Annotated in this window: 20 protein-coding genes and 1 pseudogene; 4 read left to right on the forward strand and 17 right to left on the reverse strand. The window is 53.3% G+C overall.

Translation table 11 applies throughout. From position 1 onward, the window contains the following. Positions 1-18 precede the first annotated feature (18 nt). The 4 genes from GTU79_RS20935 to GTU79_RS20950 form a co-directional block, all read right to left on the reverse strand. Positions 19-342 carry a hypothetical protein gene (locus GTU79_RS20935; protein WP_214513330.1) on the reverse strand — a complete coding sequence of 108 codons (324 nt, stop codon included), beginning with the start codon at positions 340-342 and terminating at the stop codon, positions 19-21. Between the two features lie 131 nt (positions 343-473). After that, on the reverse strand, positions 474-920 hold the full coding sequence (locus GTU79_RS20940; RefSeq protein ID WP_214513331.1) for a hypothetical protein: 447 nt from the start codon (positions 918-920) through the stop codon (positions 474-476). Between the two features lie 152 nt (positions 921-1,072). Further along, positions 1,073-1,681: a hypothetical protein gene (locus tag GTU79_RS20945; protein WP_214513332.1), complete on the reverse strand. Its 609-nt coding sequence runs from the start codon at positions 1,679-1,681 to the stop codon at positions 1,073-1,075. Beyond that, on the reverse strand, positions 1,585-2,748 hold the full coding sequence (locus tag GTU79_RS20950; RefSeq protein WP_214513333.1) for a hypothetical protein: 1,164 nt from the start codon (positions 2,746-2,748) through the stop codon (positions 1,585-1,587). Before GTU79_RS20950 ends, GTU79_RS20945 begins: the two co-directional genes overlap by 97 nt. 383 nt (positions 2,749-3,131) lie before the next feature. On the opposite strand from GTU79_RS20950, the gene GTU79_RS20955 reads away from it, so the two are divergent. Next, positions 3,132-3,392: a YfhL family 4Fe-4S dicluster ferredoxin gene (locus GTU79_RS20955; RefSeq protein ID WP_203524603.1), complete on the forward strand. Its 261-nt coding sequence runs from the start codon at positions 3,132-3,134 to the stop codon at positions 3,390-3,392. Between the two features lie 44 nt (positions 3,393-3,436). Here GTU79_RS20955 and acpS read toward each other — a convergent pair whose 3' ends face one another. From acpS to rpoE, 11 genes and pseudogenes are all read right to left on the reverse strand, one after another. Continuing rightward, positions 3,437-3,835: a holo-ACP synthase gene (acpS, locus tag GTU79_RS20960; protein WP_203524604.1), complete on the reverse strand. Its 399-nt coding sequence runs from the start codon at positions 3,833-3,835 to the stop codon at positions 3,437-3,439. Then, the gene (gene pdxJ / locus GTU79_RS20965) at positions 3,835-4,566 is read right to left on the reverse strand and encodes a pyridoxine 5'-phosphate synthase (RefSeq protein WP_214513334.1); all 732 of its coding nucleotides are present in this window, start codon (positions 4,564-4,566) and stop codon (positions 3,835-3,837) included. Before pdxJ ends, acpS begins: the two co-directional genes overlap by 1 nt. Positions 4,567-4,704: 138 nt before the next feature. Beyond that, a complete protein-coding gene (gene recO / locus GTU79_RS20970) occupies positions 4,705-5,451 on the reverse strand; it encodes a DNA repair protein RecO (protein ID WP_214513335.1) in 747 nt (248 codons plus the stop codon). A gap of 11 nt (positions 5,452-5,462) precedes the next feature. After that, a pseudogene (gene era / locus GTU79_RS20975) lies at positions 5,463-6,368 on the reverse strand (GTPase Era); the annotation flags it as partial. Next, complete coding sequence (gene rnc, locus GTU79_RS20980; RefSeq protein WP_132926557.1) at positions 6,365-7,045, reverse strand: ribonuclease III; 681 nt, start codon at positions 7,043-7,045, stop codon at positions 6,365-6,367. The gene rnc and the pseudogene era, both read right to left, overlap by 4 nt. 351 nt (positions 7,046-7,396) lie before the next feature. Further along, complete coding sequence (gene lepB / locus GTU79_RS20985) at positions 7,397-8,359, reverse strand: signal peptidase I (protein WP_203524607.1); 963 nt, start codon at positions 8,357-8,359, stop codon at positions 7,397-7,399. A 15-nt stretch (positions 8,360-8,374) separates the two neighbouring features. Then, positions 8,375-10,174 (reverse strand): translation elongation factor 4, encoded by a 1,800-nt coding sequence (gene lepA / locus GTU79_RS20990; protein ID WP_132926553.1) that lies wholly within the window; start codon positions 10,172-10,174, stop codon positions 8,375-8,377. A 386-nt stretch (positions 10,175-10,560) separates the two neighbouring features. Beyond that, the gene (gene rseC / locus GTU79_RS20995) at positions 10,561-11,028 is read right to left on the reverse strand and encodes a SoxR-reducing system protein RseC (protein WP_203524608.1); all 468 of its coding nucleotides are present in this window, start codon (positions 11,026-11,028) and stop codon (positions 10,561-10,563) included. After that, positions 11,025-12,047 carry a sigma-E factor regulatory protein RseB gene (gene rseB, locus GTU79_RS21000; RefSeq protein ID WP_132926549.1) on the reverse strand — a complete coding sequence of 341 codons (1,023 nt, stop codon included), beginning with the start codon at positions 12,045-12,047 and terminating at the stop codon, positions 11,025-11,027. Before rseB ends, rseC begins: the two co-directional genes overlap by 4 nt. Continuing rightward, entirely contained in the window at positions 12,047-12,700 is a 654-nt protein-coding gene (gene rseA, locus GTU79_RS21005; protein WP_203524609.1) for an anti-sigma-E factor RseA, read from the reverse strand. Before rseA ends, rseB begins: the two co-directional genes overlap by 1 nt. 28 nt (positions 12,701-12,728) lie before the next feature. After that, on the reverse strand, positions 12,729-13,304 hold the full coding sequence (gene rpoE, locus GTU79_RS21010; RefSeq protein WP_132926545.1) for an RNA polymerase sigma factor RpoE: 576 nt from the start codon (positions 13,302-13,304) through the stop codon (positions 12,729-12,731). A gap of 195 nt (positions 13,305-13,499) precedes the next feature. Here rpoE and GTU79_RS21015 point away from each other — a divergent pair, with 195 nt between their 5' ends. Both GTU79_RS21015 and nadB read left to right on the forward strand, forming a co-directional pair. Further along, positions 13,500-13,676 carry a hypothetical protein gene (locus GTU79_RS21015; protein WP_203524610.1) on the forward strand — a complete coding sequence of 59 codons (177 nt, stop codon included), beginning with the start codon at positions 13,500-13,502 and terminating at the stop codon, positions 13,674-13,676. Between the two features lie 49 nt (positions 13,677-13,725). After that, positions 13,726-15,327, forward strand: a complete 1,602-nt coding sequence (gene nadB / locus GTU79_RS21020) for an L-aspartate oxidase (RefSeq protein ID WP_203524611.1) — start codon at positions 13,726-13,728, stop codon at positions 15,325-15,327. Between the two features lie 74 nt (positions 15,328-15,401). Here nadB and GTU79_RS21025 read toward each other — a convergent pair whose 3' ends face one another. Then, positions 15,402-16,151: a tRNA1(Val) (adenine(37)-N6)-methyltransferase gene (locus GTU79_RS21025; RefSeq protein ID WP_203524612.1), complete on the reverse strand. Its 750-nt coding sequence runs from the start codon at positions 16,149-16,151 to the stop codon at positions 15,402-15,404. A 132-nt stretch (positions 16,152-16,283) separates the two neighbouring features. On the opposite strand from GTU79_RS21025, the gene srmB reads away from it, so the two are divergent. After that, entirely contained in the window at positions 16,284-17,627 is a 1,344-nt protein-coding gene (gene srmB / locus GTU79_RS21030) for an ATP-dependent RNA helicase SrmB (RefSeq protein ID WP_132926539.1), read from the forward strand. Between the two features lie 358 nt (positions 17,628-17,985). Here srmB and grcA read toward each other — a convergent pair whose 3' ends face one another. Next, a complete protein-coding gene (gene grcA / locus GTU79_RS21035; RefSeq protein WP_132926537.1) occupies positions 17,986-18,369 on the reverse strand; it encodes an autonomous glycyl radical cofactor GrcA in 384 nt (127 codons plus the stop codon). Positions 18,370-18,664 lie beyond the last annotated feature (295 nt).

Genomic DNA, 18,664 nt, shown 5'->3' on the forward strand with positions numbered 1-18,664 from the left:
AAGCTCTTTCCCATATGCTTACTGACTGACATGGCCTGATAAAAGATTTTTACCGACAAAATAAATAACTTCAAAGCCTGGATCCATAAAGCGAGCCGCACCTTTTGCCAACGCTATCATCTCATTGAGTGAGATAATTTTCGAGGCAGGCTGAAGAGAATGTACAAGTAAAAGCTGTGCCGACCTGGCAGCAATATCCTTCATGGTATAACGTGCCGCCGCCATGGTGAGCGCGTTTCGCCCCGCCGTATGCAGGCCTTTCAAAAGCAGCGTGCCGCTTTTGCCATCAGCTGGTTTATTTGGCCCAATACCGGTATCAGTGAAACAATATCCAGCGCGCAATCTAAAACAGTCTCTTCCACTTCATCTTCGGCAATTCCGTCAATACAGGAATAAAGGGAATCAATGATAGGAAAAATCTTTTGCCATAAGCAGAACATGTTTATCATAACCCGCTTCATACAATTTATTCATCATTTGCGCGGCATGATCCGCAACCAGGAGTCTATCAACTTCGCGAAATTCTGGGAAAAAGGTAATATCTTTTTTGTTTTCAGCAAACAGACAGACACCCTGCCGTTGCCAGGCATTAATGAGGCATATTCCTGTAATGGCGAGAGATAGATTATCCGATAACCCTCTTTATTGCGTGCCAGAGCATACAAAACATCCTGATAAAAACGGTTCATAACAAACAGCTCGGTTTCAGGATGCAAAATAATCTTTGCAATGTCGGCAGGAAAGGCATAGGAACCGGGACTCTCACGAAACCACCGGGTTTGGCAATACTTGAAACCAAACTTCGGATTGATCAAGGGCTCAGAAGCCAAATATTTATCCACGGTAACGTCATGCCAGTGATTATCGTCAGTAGGGAAATAGGTACTCCAGGCAAGCCCCAGCAACAAACGTTCAACCACGCTGAACTTTTCGGTTATCGCTTTGTTTTGTGCGATAAAACATCATCGATGTTGGGCAATTTAACGTAACTTGCCTCATCAGGATAAAGAATAGCAAGCGAGCACTCGTTGCTCCGGCATTGTGGCTCATATAGGATATGGCTAAAGGGCTATCAAGAGAATGCATCGCGGAAAGGGGCAATCGGGAGTAATTTTAACAAATACTCACTGGCGGAAACTTGGGAACAAGATTTATTGAGAATCTCCTCAGCGAGTGCTGTTCGCGATTTGTAGTTTGCCATCGCCACGGATAGCGCGGTGAAAGGATTATTAGCTTGTAAGTAAAGTTCTTTTTCCTTAAAATAATATTGTAAAGCATCGTGGACAGCGGATGCATAAAATTCATCTTCTTGATAATGTCCTTCCCGTGATGCTATAAACCTCACCAAGGCGGGAAATTGATAAAACAAAAGCCATTGTGGGGGAGCCAGACCGGCTTCAACCTGCAATTGAACAAATTCACCCAATTCCGCGGCTTCTTCACGACTCATATTACCTATATTCATGTCGCTTTGGCGTGCGAAAATCAAACCGGCCTGTATGCCCCCCAGCTCAAAGCTCGTCATACTGATATTATTAAAGGGGGTTTCTTGCCAGTATTCCAGTACCGGCAATTCGGGGATAATTATCCGATGCCACAATTCTTCCGTACACCGTGATTTATCCGCCGCACCGTCTTGCGAGGTAAGATTGCCCCAATATGTCGCCAGAACGCCGTGCAACCGAGTCCCCAACGATAATAATGATAACTTTTCAAGGTCGTGGTAGGTTGAAACCTGCCCGGTGAAAAGTTTTCAAATGTATCGTTTAATACATTCATATGGAACCAGCGGCGAACGACCATTCCTGCGACATTGCCGGGAATATTCTCGCCTTCGCCGCCGCCATAATAGGCCACTGAAGCCAATAATACCCTGGCCAGCTCATGGATATGGTTCTTCTCCAGCGCAATATACGACAACACGTCCCGAACCAGGTCCGCAACCAGCGTGATATTCTCTTGATTCTTTATCGGAATATTATTTAAAAAACCGTACATGGCCGCATTTTGTTTAAGTAATGTTGCAGCGGCATTTTTTTTCGGATAATAGAGATTATCGGTATGAGCAATGATAAGGCTATGATTGCCCACCGGGGCAGGTGGTACTTCAACCGCGGACGCGGAGGGAAATAACGCTACGTTATCAATATAGGCTTTAATCTTGAAAACGCTGTTTTCCATGAGGCTCTTCATGGCCGACATAGCGGCAGTGGATATTAACGTCATTACATTCGACGACGTACCGGCAATGCTGGCCCGGCCCCGGCCCGGCTGGTTATCATGGTTTTTATCATCAGCCCACCGTGATGCTCGCAGCGGTTTCCCGGTTATAAAATCGTCCCGGCCTTCATAGCCAAGGCGGGCCGCCGATAAATATTCCGCAGACACCGGAAAATTATTTCTTATGCAGCAATTGGCCGTTATTTCCGCCGCATTGACCGTGGGCAGCGATATTTTTTTGATTCCGATGCCTAGCGGCGACCGGAAAACACCAGCAGGACCACTCCCCGAGGCCGCTTGTTTCATTCGCCGGGCAGAGGGGGAAGATACCATTGGCTCTGCCGCATTGGTCACCAACAACAGCATATGCAGCATCAGGTTTGCCCGGCAATTCGCAGCGGCATCCCCTGGATGATTAGATAAATAATGTAATCTGGTTGTCAGCTTCTTATCGCTCATATATTTATGAGCTTTATTATGATATATCCCGATATTTTGTCGATAGATATCCTTATCATTCAAGTTCATTATTAGCCCCATTGGTTATTAATATTAAATCAATTTTTTCAATACTAACAATGACTAATTTATAACAGGTATATTTTAGTGGAACTGGTATATAACTCTGCGACTTCTAATTTATTTTGAAACGATTAAGGGAGCGAGGTCAGTGAAAAACCGGCTTATTCAGAATATGCTAAACCCGATAAGCTGCATAGCGTTTTTGCCAAATAATAGGGATTGTTCAAATCACGCCGAGTCGCTGAACGACGTTTATCTCGACACATAAGGGCGCCACGGGATGCGGGCCCGGCAATAGAGGACATTATTGGCCTTTGCCCGGCTTTGTGGTAATGTGCGCGGATGATACGGCTGAACAAGTCCCGGCCGTTAATGGGTGCAAAAGTGATATGGCTTTATTGATTACCAAGAAGTGTATTAACTGCGACATGTGCGAGCCCGAGTGTCCGAACCAGGCTATCAGCATGGGGCCTGAGATCTATGAAATCGACCCGAACCGCTGCACTGAATGCGTCGGTCATTACGAGACGCCTACCTGCCAGAAAGTGTGCCCTATTGATAACACCATCATTGCGGACCCGGCCGTTTTGGAAAGCAACGAGCAGCTGTGGGAAAAATTCGTGGTGATGTACCACAGCGATCGATTGTAGTTTATCCACCGTCTCGTCGTCCACTGAAGCGGCGGCATTAGCCGTTAGGCCTGTGGGCTTTCTTGATATTCGATGATGACGGTGGCGCAGGCATAATGGCGCTCATCCGCCAGCGTCACGTGGATTTGCGTCACCTTCAGGTTTGCCGCCAGCTCGGCGGCCTGTAGATGCAGCGTCAAACCGGGCTTACCCAACACGTCGTTGTTTACTTCAAAATGCGCAAACGCCAGGCCGTTGCGAATACCGGTGCCGAACGCCTTCGCCGCCGCCTCCTTTACCGCAAAGCGCTTGGCCAGAAAGCGGATGGGCCGCTTATGCTTAAGGTATTGCGCCCATTCGGCCTCGCTAAGAATGCGGCGGGCAAAACGGTCGCCGCTGCGCGCCACCACCGCTTCGATACGCTCGATTTCAACGATATCGGTGCCGATCCCAAGGATAGTCATCAGGCGCGCGCCTTGAGCATCAGCCCCTTCATTTCGGACACCGCCTCGGCCAAACCGCTCATCACCCCGCGGCCGATGATGGAATGACCAATATTCAGTTCGTGCATTTGCGGCAGCGCGGCGATGAGCTGGACATTCTGGTAGGTCAGGCCATGACCGGCGTTGACTTTGAGTCCCTGGCGCTCGGCAAACACCGCCCCCAGGCGTATACGCTCGAACTCCGCCAGCCGGGCGGCTTCATCAGCGGCATCGGCGTATGCGCCGGTGTGTATTTCGATATAAGGCGCACCCACCGCCGCCGCCGCCGCAATTTGTTTTTCATCGGGATCAATAAATAACGACACCTGAATGCCGGCCGCAGATAAACGAGCCACCGCATCTTTCATCTTGTCGATTTGGCCGGCAACGTCAAGGCCGCCTTCGGTGGTCACTTCCTGGCGTTTTTCCGGTACCAGGCAGCAAAAATGCGGCCGCAACTCACAGGAAATGGCGATCATTTCGCTGGTAACCGCCATTTCCAGATTCATCCGGGTCTGGATGGTCTGGCGCAGTAAACGGACATCGCGGTCGGTAATATGGCGGCGGTCTTCGCGCAAATGAACGGTGATACCATCCGCACCCGCCTGCTCGGCGATAAAGGCCGCCTGTACCGGATCGGGGTAATTCGTGCCCCGCGCGTTGCGCAAGGTGGCAATATGATCAATGTTCACGCCTAACAGCAAACCGGACATGGCATTCCTCTGTACTCAGTTAACCTTATCAGCCTAGACCTGCCGGCCTACACCTATCATTTACATCTATATGTCCGCACTAGTCTGTTTATGCTTAGCGCGGTGGATTATCCCGGCACCGAAACGGCCCCGGCCAGTTTAACCGGGCGTGCCGTTGCCGGGCAACGGTTTGGGCGGGATTTTATTTACCATGAACTGGCCGAAAAGCTCACGGCTTTTTAGAGGCTTACCGCCCAGGTAGGGTTTAAGCGCCATGCGGGTAAACCGTTTGGCGGCGCGCAGCGTTTCCATATCTGGAAAATGTCCGGCGGCCAGCGCCTGCAGCTCACGTCCGGTAAAGCTGTAGTGGTCGATGACGACGCTGGCTATAAAACCTTTTTCTTCCCGGAAGCGGTAAGTCATATCATCATCCACCGGCAGGCCGGTAGCGGCACAGTGCAGGAAATCCACGCCGTAGCCCAGGTGATGGAGCAGCGACAGCTCAAATCGCCTTAGGGTGGGCTCGGGGGATCCGGTAGCGGCCGCAAGTGACTGCAAACATTGCAGATAATCAAAGAACAGGGAGGAGTAGTCGGTACCGTAGGCCATTACCCGTGACAGCAGCTCATTGGCATACAACCCGCTGTAGAGCATCAGGCCGGTTAACGGCAGGCCCAGGGAGACAGGCTCGGCATTGCGCAGGGTTTTGACTTCGCCCCGTCCGCTCCAGCGGATAAGCAGCGGCGTGAAGGGTTGCAGAACACCTTTCAGGGCGGAGCGGCGGGAGCGCGCTCCTTTGGCCAGGATCCGCACCCGCCCGTCGTTTTCGGTAAAAAAAAACAACAGCAAGCTGGTTTTGCTATAAGGTCGTCCATGCAGGACAAACGCGCGCTGCCCGGCCTCCATCCGCAATCCCCTCGGAGCACTTCGCCGTAACCTAGACTGCGCAAGGCCCGCTCGTCATCGGCCCAGCCGGATTTCACCTTAACCCAGAGCTCGAGATGCACTTTGTTCTCGAACATCGTTTCCATATCCTGACGGGCTTCGATACCGATGGTTTTGATCTTGCTGCCCTTGTTGCCGATAACCATTTTTTTCTGGCCTTCGCGCTCCACCAGGATCAGGCCATGGATATCAAAACCGCCCCGTTCGTTGGTGACAAAACTCTCGATTTCCACGGTGACCGAATAAGGCAATTCTTCGCCCAGGTAGCGCATAAGTTTTTCACGGATAATCTCGGAGGCCATGAAACGCTGCGAACGATCGGTAATGTACTCTTCGGGAAACTGATGCACGCCCTCGGGCAGGCACTTGCGCACAATAGCCGCCAGCGTGTCGACATTCATCCCGGTTTCGGCGCAAATGGGCACCACATCGTGAAAATTCAGCTGCTGGCTGAGGAAATTCATATGGGGCAGCAGCCGGCTTTTGTCGGTGACGTTATCCACTTTATTAATGGCCAGCACCACCGGGCAATGGACATCGCGCAGCTTATTCACCACCATCTCGTCATCATCGGTCCAGTGAGTGCCTTCCACCACAAAAATAACCAGTTCCACATCACCCATGGAGCTGCTGGCGGCACGGTTCATCAAGCGGTTGATGGCGCGCTTTTCTTCAATGTGCAGCCCAGGAGTATCCACATAAATGGCCTGGTAAGGCCCCTCGGTATGGATACCCATAATGCGGTGGCGGGTGGTCTGCGGCTTACGGGAGGTAATGGAAACCTTCTGCCCCAGAAACTGGTTCAGCAGGGTGGACTTGCCCACGTTGGGCCGTCCGACAATGGCCACAAATCCGCAATAGGTTATTTCTTCGCTCATTCAAGCTCCAGCTCTTTCAGCGCCTGCTCGGCGGCTGATTGTTCGGCTTTACGACGGCTGGATCCGTTACCCACCACGGGTTCCGACAAGCCGCTGACATGGCAGTGAATAGTAAATTCCTGATCATGCGCCTCGCCACGAACCTGAACCACCAGATAAGTAGGTAACGGCAAATGACGCCCCTGCAAATACTCCTGCAGACGGGTCTTTGGGTCCTTTTGCTTGTCGCCGGGACTGATTTCATCCAGGCGGCTGCGATACCAGTTAAGGATCAGACGCTCGATATTCTGAATGTCGCTATCGAGAAAAATCCCGCCGATCAGGGCCTCCACGGTATCGGCCAGAATGGATTCACGACGAAACCCGCCGCTCTTCAACTCTCCGGGTCCCAGCCGCAGGCACTCTCCCAGTTCGAACTCGCGGGCCATCTCCGCCAGGGTATTGCCTCGCACCAGCGTCGCGCGCATGCGGCTCATATCGCCTTCGTCTACCCGCGGGAAACGAAGATACAGCGCATTGGCGATGACAAAACTTAATATTGAGTCACCAAGAAATTCCAGCCGTTCATTATGTTTGCTGCTGGCGCTTCGGTGTGTCAAAGCCTGTAACAGGAGCTCGTTCTGCTGAAAAGTGTAGCCCAGTTTCTTCTGGAGCCTATTAATTAAGATGGGGTTCATGCGTTACCAATAACTCAACCATGCGTCAAATAACTACAGCATACGGAACAGGTCTGCTTGAGCTAAGCCACGCCAAAACTGTTTCGTTTGCAGTGGCTCCCTTACCGGGAACCAGTCTTTATAACCTTCATCTTTCAAGCCGCAGCTGTGTTGGCTACAATTGTTCACCCGAATCACTTACCTAAGTAAGCTCATCGGGTTCACAACCTTGCCGCCTTGCTGCAACTCGAAAGCTATTGGGTATACTACCTTCATCTTTCAAGCCGCAGCCGTGATGGCCGCAGCTTGAAAGCTATTATGTATATTCTACAACGGGTGGCGCGATAATGCTTCGCTTAAAAAGAGATTTGATTAATGAATACCGCCGATACGTCTTAAACGAACGCCGGTAGGCCATTTCCCTTCTTGTTTTTCAAAACTCATCCAAATCGCCGTCGCCTTGCCCACCAGATTTCTTTCCGGGACAAAACCCCAATAACGGCTATCGGCGCTATCATCGCGATTATCGCCCATCATGAAATACTCCCCGTCGGGCACCACCCACTCCATCCGCTGCTGGTAATAGAGATTCATCTGATCCTGCTGGCCGGGAACGGTCAGGATACGATGGGATACGTCGCCCAGGGTCTCGATGCGCTGCGCCAGGCGGATACCGTCATCCACCGACTGGTCCGGCGCCACTTCCAAAAAGCCGGAGGAGGATTCGCCGTTGCCGGTGGAATCAAAGGTCTGGACAAAATCGCTGGGAGCCATTTCGCTATAGGTCACCGGCAATGCGCTGTTGCAGGTAGGACTATTGCCGCACCCCGGATGAACCGTCACGGTTTTTGACAGCGGATCGTAACTGACGCGGTCGCCGGGCAGACCAATCACTCGTTTGATATAGTCCAGCGTCGGGTCAAGGGGATATTTGAATACCACCACATCGCCGCGCTGCGGATGCCCGGTGGGAATCAGCGTGGCTTGGGTAATGGGATTTTTGATCCCGTAGGCGAACTTTTCCACCAGGATGAAATCCCCTACCAATAGCGTCGGCATCATTGAGCCCGACGGGATTTGAAACGGCTCATAAATAAAAGAGCGGACTACAAATACCACCAGCAATACCGGAAAAATTGAAGCGCAGGTTTCAATCCAGCCGGGCTGGCCGACTTTTTTCGGCACGGCTTTACCAGCGACCGGAACGCCGGTATCAAGCGTGGCTTGCGCTTGTTTCAAGCGGCGTGCCGGTGCCAGTTTAAATCGATCCACGCACCAGATAATACCGGTTATCAAGGTCGCTATTGCCAGGATCAAGGCAAACATATTCGCCATGCTAACTCCTCAAACTCATTTACTGTCTTTGCCGACGTGCAGAATAGCCAAAAAGGCTTCCTGCGGCAGCTCCACGTTACCAACCTGCTTCATGCGCTTCTTGCCTTCTTTTTGCTTTTGCAACAATTTCTTCTTGCGGCTGACATCGCCGCCGTAACATTTCGCCAGTACGTTTTTACGCAATTGCTTAATAGTAGAACGGGCAATAATGTGGTTGCCGATAGCCGCCTGAATGGCGATATCAAACTGCTGCCGGGGGATGAGTTCCTGCATTTTCTCCACGATTTCGCGCCCGCGACGCTGTGAATTATCACGATGGGTAATTAACGCCAGGGCGTCTACCCGTTCTCCGTTAATGAGGATATCCACCCGAACCATATCGGAGGTTTGGAAACGCTTGAAACCGTAATCCAGCGAAGCATAGCCGCGGGAGGTGGATTTCAGCCGATCGAAAAAGTCCAGGACCACTTCCGACATGGGAATTTCGTAAGTGAGCGCCACCTGGTTGCCGTGATAGACCATATTGGTCTGCATTCCGCGCTTTTCGATACAAAGGGTAATGACATTGCCAAGGAACTCCTGCGGCAACAGCATATGGCATTCCGCGATGGGTTCGCGCAACTCAAGAATATTGTTCAGGGGCGGCAGCTTGGACGGGCTGTCCACGTACTGGGTCTGGTTATCCGTGGTCACCACTTCGTAGATAACCGTCGGCGCGGTGGTGATAAGCTCCAGATCGTATTCCCGCTCCAGTCGCTCCTGTATGATTTCCATATGCAGCAAGCCCAGGAAACCGCAGCGAAAACCAAAACCCAGGGCGGTGGAGCTCTCCGGCTCGTAGAACAGCGAAGCGTCGTTCAGGCTCAGTTTCCCGAGAGCATCGCGGAAGGCTTCGTAATCGTCGGAGCTGATGGTGAACATGCCGGCATAGACCTGCGGCTTCACTTTCTTGAAGCCCGGCAGGGCCTTTTCCGCCGGCTGGCGGGCCAGGGTCAGGGTATCCCCCACCGGCGCCCCCAGGATATCCTTGATGGCGCAAACCAGCCAACCCACCTCGCCGCAGTTCAGGATGTCCCTGTCCACCCGCTTCGGCGTGAAAATGCCCAGCCGGTCGGCATTGTAGCTCTGGCCGGTACTCATGACCTTGACTTTATCGCCCTTGCGCAGCGTGCCGTTTTTTACCCGGATCAGCGACACCACGCCCAGATAGTTGTCAAACCACGAATCGATGATCAGCGCCTGCAGCGGCCCCTCCGGGGAGCCTTGGGGCGGCGGGATGTCGCGCACCAGCCGCTCCAGCACTTCCGGCACGCCTTCGCCGGTCTTGGCCGAACAGCGCACCGCGTCGGTGGCGTCGATGCCGACGATATCCTCGATTTCCTGCGCCACTCGCTCGGGATCGGCGGCGGGCAGATCGATCTTGTTCAATACCGGCACGACTTCCAGATTCATTTCCATGGCGGTATAGCAGTTGGCGAGAGTCTGCGCCTCCACGCCCTGCCCCGCGTCCACCACCAGCAAGGCCCCTTCGCAGGCCGCCAGGGAGCGAGACACTTCGTAGGAAAAGTCCACATGTCCGGGAGTATCGATAAAGTTCAGCTGGTAAATCTGGCCGTCATTGGCTTTATAATCCAGCGTTACGCTCTGGGCCTTGATGGTAATGCCGCGCTCACGCTCCAAATCCATGGAGTCCAATACCTGGGCTTCCATTTCCCGCTCGGCCAAACCGCCGCAGGTTTGGATCAGGCGATCGGAGAGAGTCGACTTACCGTGGTCGATATGGGCGATTATTGAAAAGTTTCTTATATGCTTCATTTATATGAATTTTTCTCAAATTTTAACGCTAAAAAATATTCCAATGGAAACGGGGATGGAGATAGCAACACGATTACCCGTAAAAACATCGTCGCATCTTACACTGAAAGCGGAAACCAAGAAAGGCAGCCGAGGAAGATCCGGCTTGGGCCTTGTCATCGGATTATTACCCCACTCCTTGTTCCTATGACACTTCCGGCATCAGCCGCTTCCCGACAAACCGCCGGAAGGTTGTAAATTGATTTAAAGCGGGAGGTTGGAATGCGATACACGCCCGCGAACGCGGACCATTGACGGATAGGGAGTAGCCCGGAGCTGTTGAGATAACGTCCAGGCAGCGGCCCGTTATAAGGCAACAGGGCCGGCGGCGGCCCGTCACCGTCAAGCTACTCTTTTTCCCGACGGAAAGAGAGGGAAGCCGGCGGCAGAGCGATTTGCAAAATCACCGGTTGATATTCAATCTGATTGCCGATGCGCTGCGCCAGAAAACGCGCCAGCAGCATACCGCCGGCGCCCCCCAGCAGCCCACCCAATGCGGCGGCGATATCGGTGTGGAAGAGGCCCTGCAGGATTGACGCGCAGCCGATTAAGCCCACCAGAGGCAGCATATACACCAGCAAAGCCGAACGGATCAGGCTGCTTTCGGTGATGCCCACTTCCACCCGCTGGCCGGGCACCAGAGGGTGCTTGCTTTCCACGCGCAGCTGGTGCGACGAATCGGCCCCCATTTTATTGAGGATGCTGGTGCCGCAGCTGCTGCGGGAATGACAGCTGCCGCAGCCCGCGCTTTGCTCGCAACGCAGTTGCGCAATACCTTGCTGCCAGGAGATAACCGTTGCCCATTCTTTAATCATGGTTGCGCCTTAAACACCACGCTGTCGGCGATACGCTTTGCGGTTGCCGGAGGCAATTCACCGACTACGGTGATTTCTGTATTGTTGCGAATATCGGTATAGACCGTGCGCCTGCCGGTGCGGATATACCGCTCCGCGCTGCTGTCCGCCGCGGTGGCCTGGTTGATATTCACCGCGAAACTAAATAACCCGTCGGAATACAGCCTGGCTTCAATGGGCACGTTAATGCCCGGCAGCGTACGGCGACTGCGCGAGACTTCAGCGGTACCCGCCGGCAGCCAGTTGGTGTTCCAATCAAACTGTAACTTTTCCGAGGCCGGCACCGCCAGCAACGGAGGTAGATTCACTTTGTCCAGACCCTGCATCATGTCCATGACCTGCGGGTCGACGACAAATGAGATCACCCGGAATTGTTCCAGCGCCTCACCGTCGCGGTCCAGCAAATCGACACGTAAAGGCAGTTTCGTCTCGGAGTCGATCCACACCACGTAACCAAACCGGGTACTGTCCCGCGCTACTATGCGCACCACATCGCATAAGCGATCGGAGACTCGCGTCCGCCCTACGGGAATAAAATCGTAGAACTGCGCCAGACGCCCAAAATCAGCGTAAACGATAGAGGGAAGAGAATCAACGATATGATCGCCGGAGAGTGTAAAGGGTTCGAGGCCGGGTTCGAAATAACTGATTTCGTCGCCCCGCTGAAGGATTTCAAGCCGGGGGCCATCCATTTGCAGCAGCTGCGCAAACGGACGTTTTTCAAACAGGGCGTGACGAAAACGCAAAGAATCCACACCCTGCTTGCTGACGCTGACGTAAGCAAATTCATAGCTTAATGATTTGCTTGCCTGGCTCATCTGCTGAAGCAAGACGCCGGGGGCGGTAATGGGAGCTGGAGCCCCTGCGGGGGCGGAAGCAGGTGCCCCGGAGGGAACGGAAGCGGTAGCCTCGGCCGGGGCATTTGTCGCATAGAGCAAGCCGCTTGTCATTAAACAAACGGCACACCAAAATTGCTTCATTACTGAGGCTGCATTCCTAATGACTGTGTTCCCGGGACCTGAACCGCTGCTTGCTGGGCTTCATGCTGGTCGAATTGCAATTGCGTTGAATGCACCCGACGCTGCAATTCGAAATCCTGCAAGATTGCGTTGATGCGTTTGCGCTGTTCCTGCACCTGCTGCTGCTGCGAACCGGTATCGGCAACCGCGCCGCCTGAAGGGACACCCAGGCTGACGGGGGACGCCTGGCCCATCATGGGCAAGGTGTTGAATACCGGCGCTTCCGGCTGCGCATCGTTGACCGGACGGTTATAGTGCTGAACGCCGACGATGACCGCCAGAGACACGCAGGCCGCCAAACCGATTTGGGTCACATGGGCAACCCAGGGGCTCGCCTTGCGCCAGAACGGCAGCTTGTGCCAGGTTTCCGGCCGGGGCTGCGATTCTTTCACCGAGACAGGCACCAGGCGTACAGGTTCCTGGGCAATTGCGGCCGCGACACGATCGGCGATATCAAGATGAAGGGTTTCACCAATATCACCACGCATTGTATCGCGGATCAGATGATACCGTTGCCAGCTCTGCCGTAACGAGTCATCTTTCGATAACGCGTTAATCAGTTCATTATCGAACAGTTCACCATCCATAAGAGCCGAAAGCTTTTCATTACGCATGCGTGGGCACCTTCTCCTGCCGCCATCGTTATCGCTGAATCAGCGGTTGAATTTTATTATCAATAGCTTCGCGTGCACGGAAGATACGCGATCTTACCGTTCCCACGGGGCAATCCATGATGGACGCTATCTCTTCATAGCTTAAACCATCCAGTTCCCGAAGCGTAATGGCCATACGTAAATCTTCAGGAAGCCCTTCAATAGTGCGAAACACTATCTGTCGCAATTCTTCAGACAACATTAAATTCTCAGGGTTCGATATTTCTTTCAATGCGCCGGCACTTTCGTAATTTTCGGCATCATTGGCGTCCACATCGCTAGCCGGCGGACGCCGTCCCTGAGCTACCAGATAATTTTTCGCCGTGTTTACGGCGATTCGATACAGCCATGTATAAAAAGCGCTGTCCCCGCGAAAAGAGTCCAGGGCGCGATACGCCTTGATAAACGACTCCTGGGCCACATCAGGTACGTCCCCTTGGGGAACGTAACGCGACACCAGGCTCGCTACTTTATGCTGGTAACGAACGACCAGTAAATTGAACGCTTTTTGGTCGCCTTTCTGCACCCGTTCAACCAGCACCTGATCCGTTAACTGCTCGCTCATCCGAGGTAAATTCTCCCCAAATTTATCTCCACGCGAAAAAAATAGTACCGCCAGCCACTAAACCAATAACACGAGCAAGCTCCCGCTTGGAGTTTATGCTAACCATGAAGTTCCGTCCCACCTGTATTTTTTTGGATTCAATGGGAGACGGCTATCGGCGCACCGGCTCTCGGGCCGGGTGTCAGTCAGACTATCATGAAAAAAAATATTTTTAGTGTTAGATTCCTGAAATCACGCGACCAGATCATAAAATCCGGTCCGGCACCGTATCAACAGCGCAGGTTACCCGGTATTGCGACGGCTGTCAGTAAAGAAGAGAAAATTGTCATGGGTAAAATATCAGCAATTAGCGGTTTAGCCCTAAATCATTGAGTGCTACCATCGGAAAACTGTAATTTCTTATTGGGTAAACACCATTCAAATGCAACCCTCAACTGAACATGTAACCGATGTATTGGTCATTGGCAGCGGTGCGGCCGGGCTTTCGCTGGCCTTGCGCCTGGCCGGGCATTGTCAGGTCATGGTACTGAGCAAAGGGCCGCTCAGCGAAGGATCCACCTATTACGCCCAGGGCGGCATCGCCGCGGTGTTTGACGAAACCGACACCATTGATTCCCATGTGGAAGATACGCTTATCGCCGGCGCCGGGCTGTGCGATCGCGAAGCGGTGGAATTTATCGCCGGCAACGCCCGCCACTGCGTCCAATGGTTGATTGACCAAGGGGTTTTGTTCGATACCGAAACCAGCAGTGATACCAAGGAGCATTATCATCTGACCCGAGAAGGCGGCCATAGCCACCGCAGGATTTTGCACGCGGCGGACGCCACCGGCAAAGAGGTGGAAACCACACTGGTGGAGAAAGCGGCCAACCATCCGAATATCCATATTATGGAGCGCTGCAACGCGGTGGACCTGATAAGCTCCAATAAAATCGGGCTGACCGGTACCCGGCGGGTGGTGGGTGCGTATATCTGGAACCGTGAAAAGGAACGGGTGGAAACCTGCCGGGCGAAGACCGTGGTGCTGGCCACCGGCGGTTCGTCAAAAGTCTACCAGTACACCACCAACCCCGATATTTCCTCGGGGGACGGGATCGCCATGGCCTGGCGAGCCGGCTGCCGGGTAGCCAATCTTGAATTCAACCAATTTCACCCCACCTGCCTGTTTCATCCCCAGGCGCGTAATTTCCTGCTGACCGAAGCCCTGCGCGGCGAGGGAGCGCTGCTCAAGCGTCCCGACGGCTCGCGTTTCATGCCCGATTTCGACGAACGGGGAGAACTGGCGCCGCGGGATATCGTGGCCCGCGCCATCGACCACGAGATGAAACGCCTGGGGGCCGACTGCATGTACCTGGATATCAGCCACAAGCCGGCGGAGTTTATCCAGCATCATTTCCCGATGATCTATCAAAAGCTGCTTACCCTTGATATCGATTTAACCAAAGAACCCATTCCCATCGTGCCGGCGGCGCACTATACCTGCGGCGGCGTGATGGTGGATCAGCGCGGACGTACCGATCTGGACGGGTTATACGCCATCGGCGAAGTGAGTTATACCGGCCTGCACGGGGCCAACCGCCTGGCGTCCAACTCCTTGCTGGAATGCCTGGTCTATGGCTGGTCCGCCTCGGAGGATATCATCACGCGCCTGCCCACCGTCAAACAGGCAAAACAGCTGCCGCCCTGGGATGAAAGTCGGGTCAGCAACTCCGATGAAGAAGTGGTCCTGCAGCATAACTGGCACGAACTGCGCCTGTTCATGTGGGACTATGTGGGCATCGTGCGCACCACCAAAAGGCTGGAACGGGCCTTGCACCGGATCAATCTGCTGCAGCGGGAAATAGACGAGTATTACTCCAATTTCCGCATCTCCAATAATCTGCTTGAGGTGCGCAACCTGATCCAGGTGGCGGAACTGATTGTAAAAAGCGCCATGCTGCGAAAGGAGAGCCGGGGCCTGCATTACACCCTGGACTATCCGGATATGCTGGAAAATCCGCAGCCCACCATTTTGCACCCCTGATTAACGTCCTGCCCCTGAAACCGGCCGGTGCAGCAGCGCCGCGCCGGTTTTCGCGGAAATCCCGCCCGCCCATGTCATAACCCGAGATAAAAATCCCGGGTCAAGTCGCGGTAGGCCGCCGAATAGGCCCGGTTTTCATCCCTGAGCGTAAACGCCGAACAACAGGATGCTCCCGCCGCCGTTGACAGTCCCAGCAAAATCCGGTGCGGCGGTTTGCCCGGATTATCAGCCACCTCGGTGCGATAGCGTACCTGCCACCGCTGCCGGCGGGCCAGCCGGATAAACCCCTCGCCGATGTCCAGGGGCAATACCAGCATGAACAGGCCCTCCGGCGCCAGCAATCGCCGAGCGGCATCCAGCAGGTGTTCATGGGTCAGGGTGCCGGTGGAACGCGCCCGATCCCGGCTGGTATCCCGGCAGGGAATACCCACCGGAAAATAGGGCGGGTTACTGACAATCAGTTCATAACGTTCAGTGGACGTCAGGGCATAAGTGAGAATGTTATCGTTAATAACCCGTAAACGCGCCGCCCAAGGGCTGCGGGCACAGTTTTCGCCCGCCTGGGCCGCGGCCGCGCCGTCCAGTTCCAAAGCGTCGATAGCCGTCCCCTCTCCGGTGCGCTGGGCCAGCATGAGGGCGATAAGACCGCAGCCGGTACCGATATCCAGTATACGCCGCGGGACAGGACAGAGCGGCGTCCAGGCCCCCAGCAGCACGCCGTCGGTGCCTACCTTCATGGCGCATCGATCGTGGGCGGCAAAAAAATACTTAAAGGTAAAACCATCCCGGCGCAACAGGGTCTTTTGACCTGGCGATTCCATCATTACTAGGCTCCCGGCGAACAATCGGGTTACTTTATGTCAAACAGGCCCGGTGTGGAAATAACCATCCATGCGGAAACAGATGAAGATTGATCGGGATCCGTCTATAATCTGCGCCCCAACCAGAGGTAGACCATGACCGTAACCCAATTCACCGAACTCGATCTACATGAAAGCCTGCTCGCCGCCCTGCAGGATAAAGGCTATGAGCGCCCTACCGCCATTCAGGCCGAAGCGATCCCGCCGGCCATGGAGGGACGCGACGTGTTGGGTTCGGCGCCTACCGGAACCGGTAAAACCGCCGCCTACCTGCTGCCGGTGCTGCAACACCTGCTGGATTTTCCCCGCAGGAAATCCGGGCCGCCGCGGGTATTGATCGTCACGCCCACCCGTGAACTTGCCATGCAGGTCGCTGATCAGGCCAGGGAACTGGCGGCCCATACCCAGATTGACGTCGCCACCATCACCGGCGGCGTGGCGTATATGAATCATATGGAAGTGTTCAGCGAAAATCAGGACATCGTAGTGGCCACTACCGGCCGGCTGCTGCAGTACATCACAGAAGAAAATTTCGACTGCCGCGCGGTGGAAACGCTGATTCTGGATGAAGCGGACCGGATGCTGGAAATGGGATTTGCCCATGACGTGGAGGTGATTGCCGCCGAAACCCGCTGGCGCAAGCAGACGCTGCTGTTTTCCGCCACCCTGGAAGGCAACGCGGTGAAGGATTTTGCCGAGCGCCTGCTCAACGATCCGGTTGAAATCGATGCTGCTTCCTCCCGGCGCGAACGCAAAAAAATCGTCCAGTGGTATTACCGCGCCGACGATCTCAAGCACAAAACCGCCCTGCTTTGCCATTTGCTAAAACAGCCCGACGTGACAAAAACCATTGTTTTTGTCCGCAAGCGCGAACGCGTCCATGAACTGGTGGGCTGGCTGCATGAGGCGGGCATTACCTCCTGCTATCTGGAAGGGGAAATGGTGCAGGCCAAACGCAATGAAGCCATAAAACGCATGAGCGACGGACGCATGGCGGTGCTGGTGGCCACCGACGTTGCGGCGCGCGGGCTGGATATAGATGATGTCAGCCATGTGATTAATTTCGATCTGCCCACCACCGCCGACGTGTATTTGCACCGCATCGGCCGCACCGCCAGGGCGGGCAAAAAAGGCACCGCGATTTCCCTGATTGAAGCCCACGATCACCTGCTGCTGGGCAAAATAAGCCGCTATCTTAACGAACCTTTGAAAGCACGGATCGTGGACGAGTTACGCCCCGCCACCCGTGCGCCGTCGCCAAAAGCCACCGGTAAGCCATCGAAAAAAGTGTTGGCGAAACGGAAGGAGAAAAAGCAGCAGGGACAGGTGAAAGACAAGGTCAAAGTGCGTCTGCGCGATAAAAGAAATATCGGCAAGCGCCGGGCGGGCAAACAGGTTGAGAGTGAATCGGCAGCGGCGGCAAAACCCGCTGATGAATAATGCATCGCACCTCTAAAAAGCCGCCCGCCGGGGCGGTTTTTTATGCCACACCCGATCTTTCAGGGTTTAACACTCTAGAAATGAGAATGATTGTATTTATGATACTTAACTAAAATTTTTATTTTTGATCAAATAATTATTGAGTTATTTTTAGTATTATTTCAATTAGTTACCTGCCATGTGATTTGAAACAAGTTCTGTTCAAAATAGTAACAGCGGGTCAATCCCGTTATTTGATATAAACCTGTTTTTGTCTTATTCAGTTTTAATATATTGATTTATAATAAAATTATATAACACTCTAAAATCCGATCCATGAAAAAGGGAGCCTAGGCTCCTTAATGCACTACAAAGACCATTAGATGGCTGATGTAAACGTACGGGTGATAACATCGCGCTGCTGTTCCGGCGTCAACGAGTTAAAACGTACGGCATAACCGGATACGCGGATGGTCAATTGCGGATACTTATCCGGATTGGCGATGGCGTCTTCCAAAGTTTCACGGGTTAACACATTTACATTCAAATGCTGCCCGCCTTCTACGCGCACGACTTCTTTTTGTTCAATGGGAATCTGGCGATATTCAATGTTGCCCAGTTCGCTTAACGCTACGACCTGATCATCGGCATAGCCGGCAACAGCACACAGGCAACGCGCCTGCTCCACGCTGTTATCCAGCAGCCAGAAAGAATTAATCAAAGCTTTATTGTCGGCCTGGGTAATTTGAGTTCCGATAATCATAGATGCCTCCGTGGTGTGGCTTTCAAAATTTTCACGCCATGTCCCTACTGCATGTTTTGCGTTTGTGGACATTTGGTAAAACCAATTCGTCTGCCTGATTATATACCAGCCAATCGGCCGACTATCCTTGATTTAAATCAATTTTTAAGGCGATAAGTCTTTTACCAAAAAGACATGTTTATGTTTTATATCAATTTTGTTGTTTTAGCACCGGCACTTTTTTTAAAATAATTTTGAAATAATACAATTTAATTTGCCATGCATCTCATTTACATTAAGCATTTCGCCGACGGTC

The organism is Sodalis ligni, from assembly GCF_016865525.2.
In the GTDB taxonomy this organism is placed as follows: domain Bacteria; phylum Pseudomonadota; class Gammaproteobacteria; order Enterobacterales; family Enterobacteriaceae; genus Acerihabitans; species Acerihabitans ligni.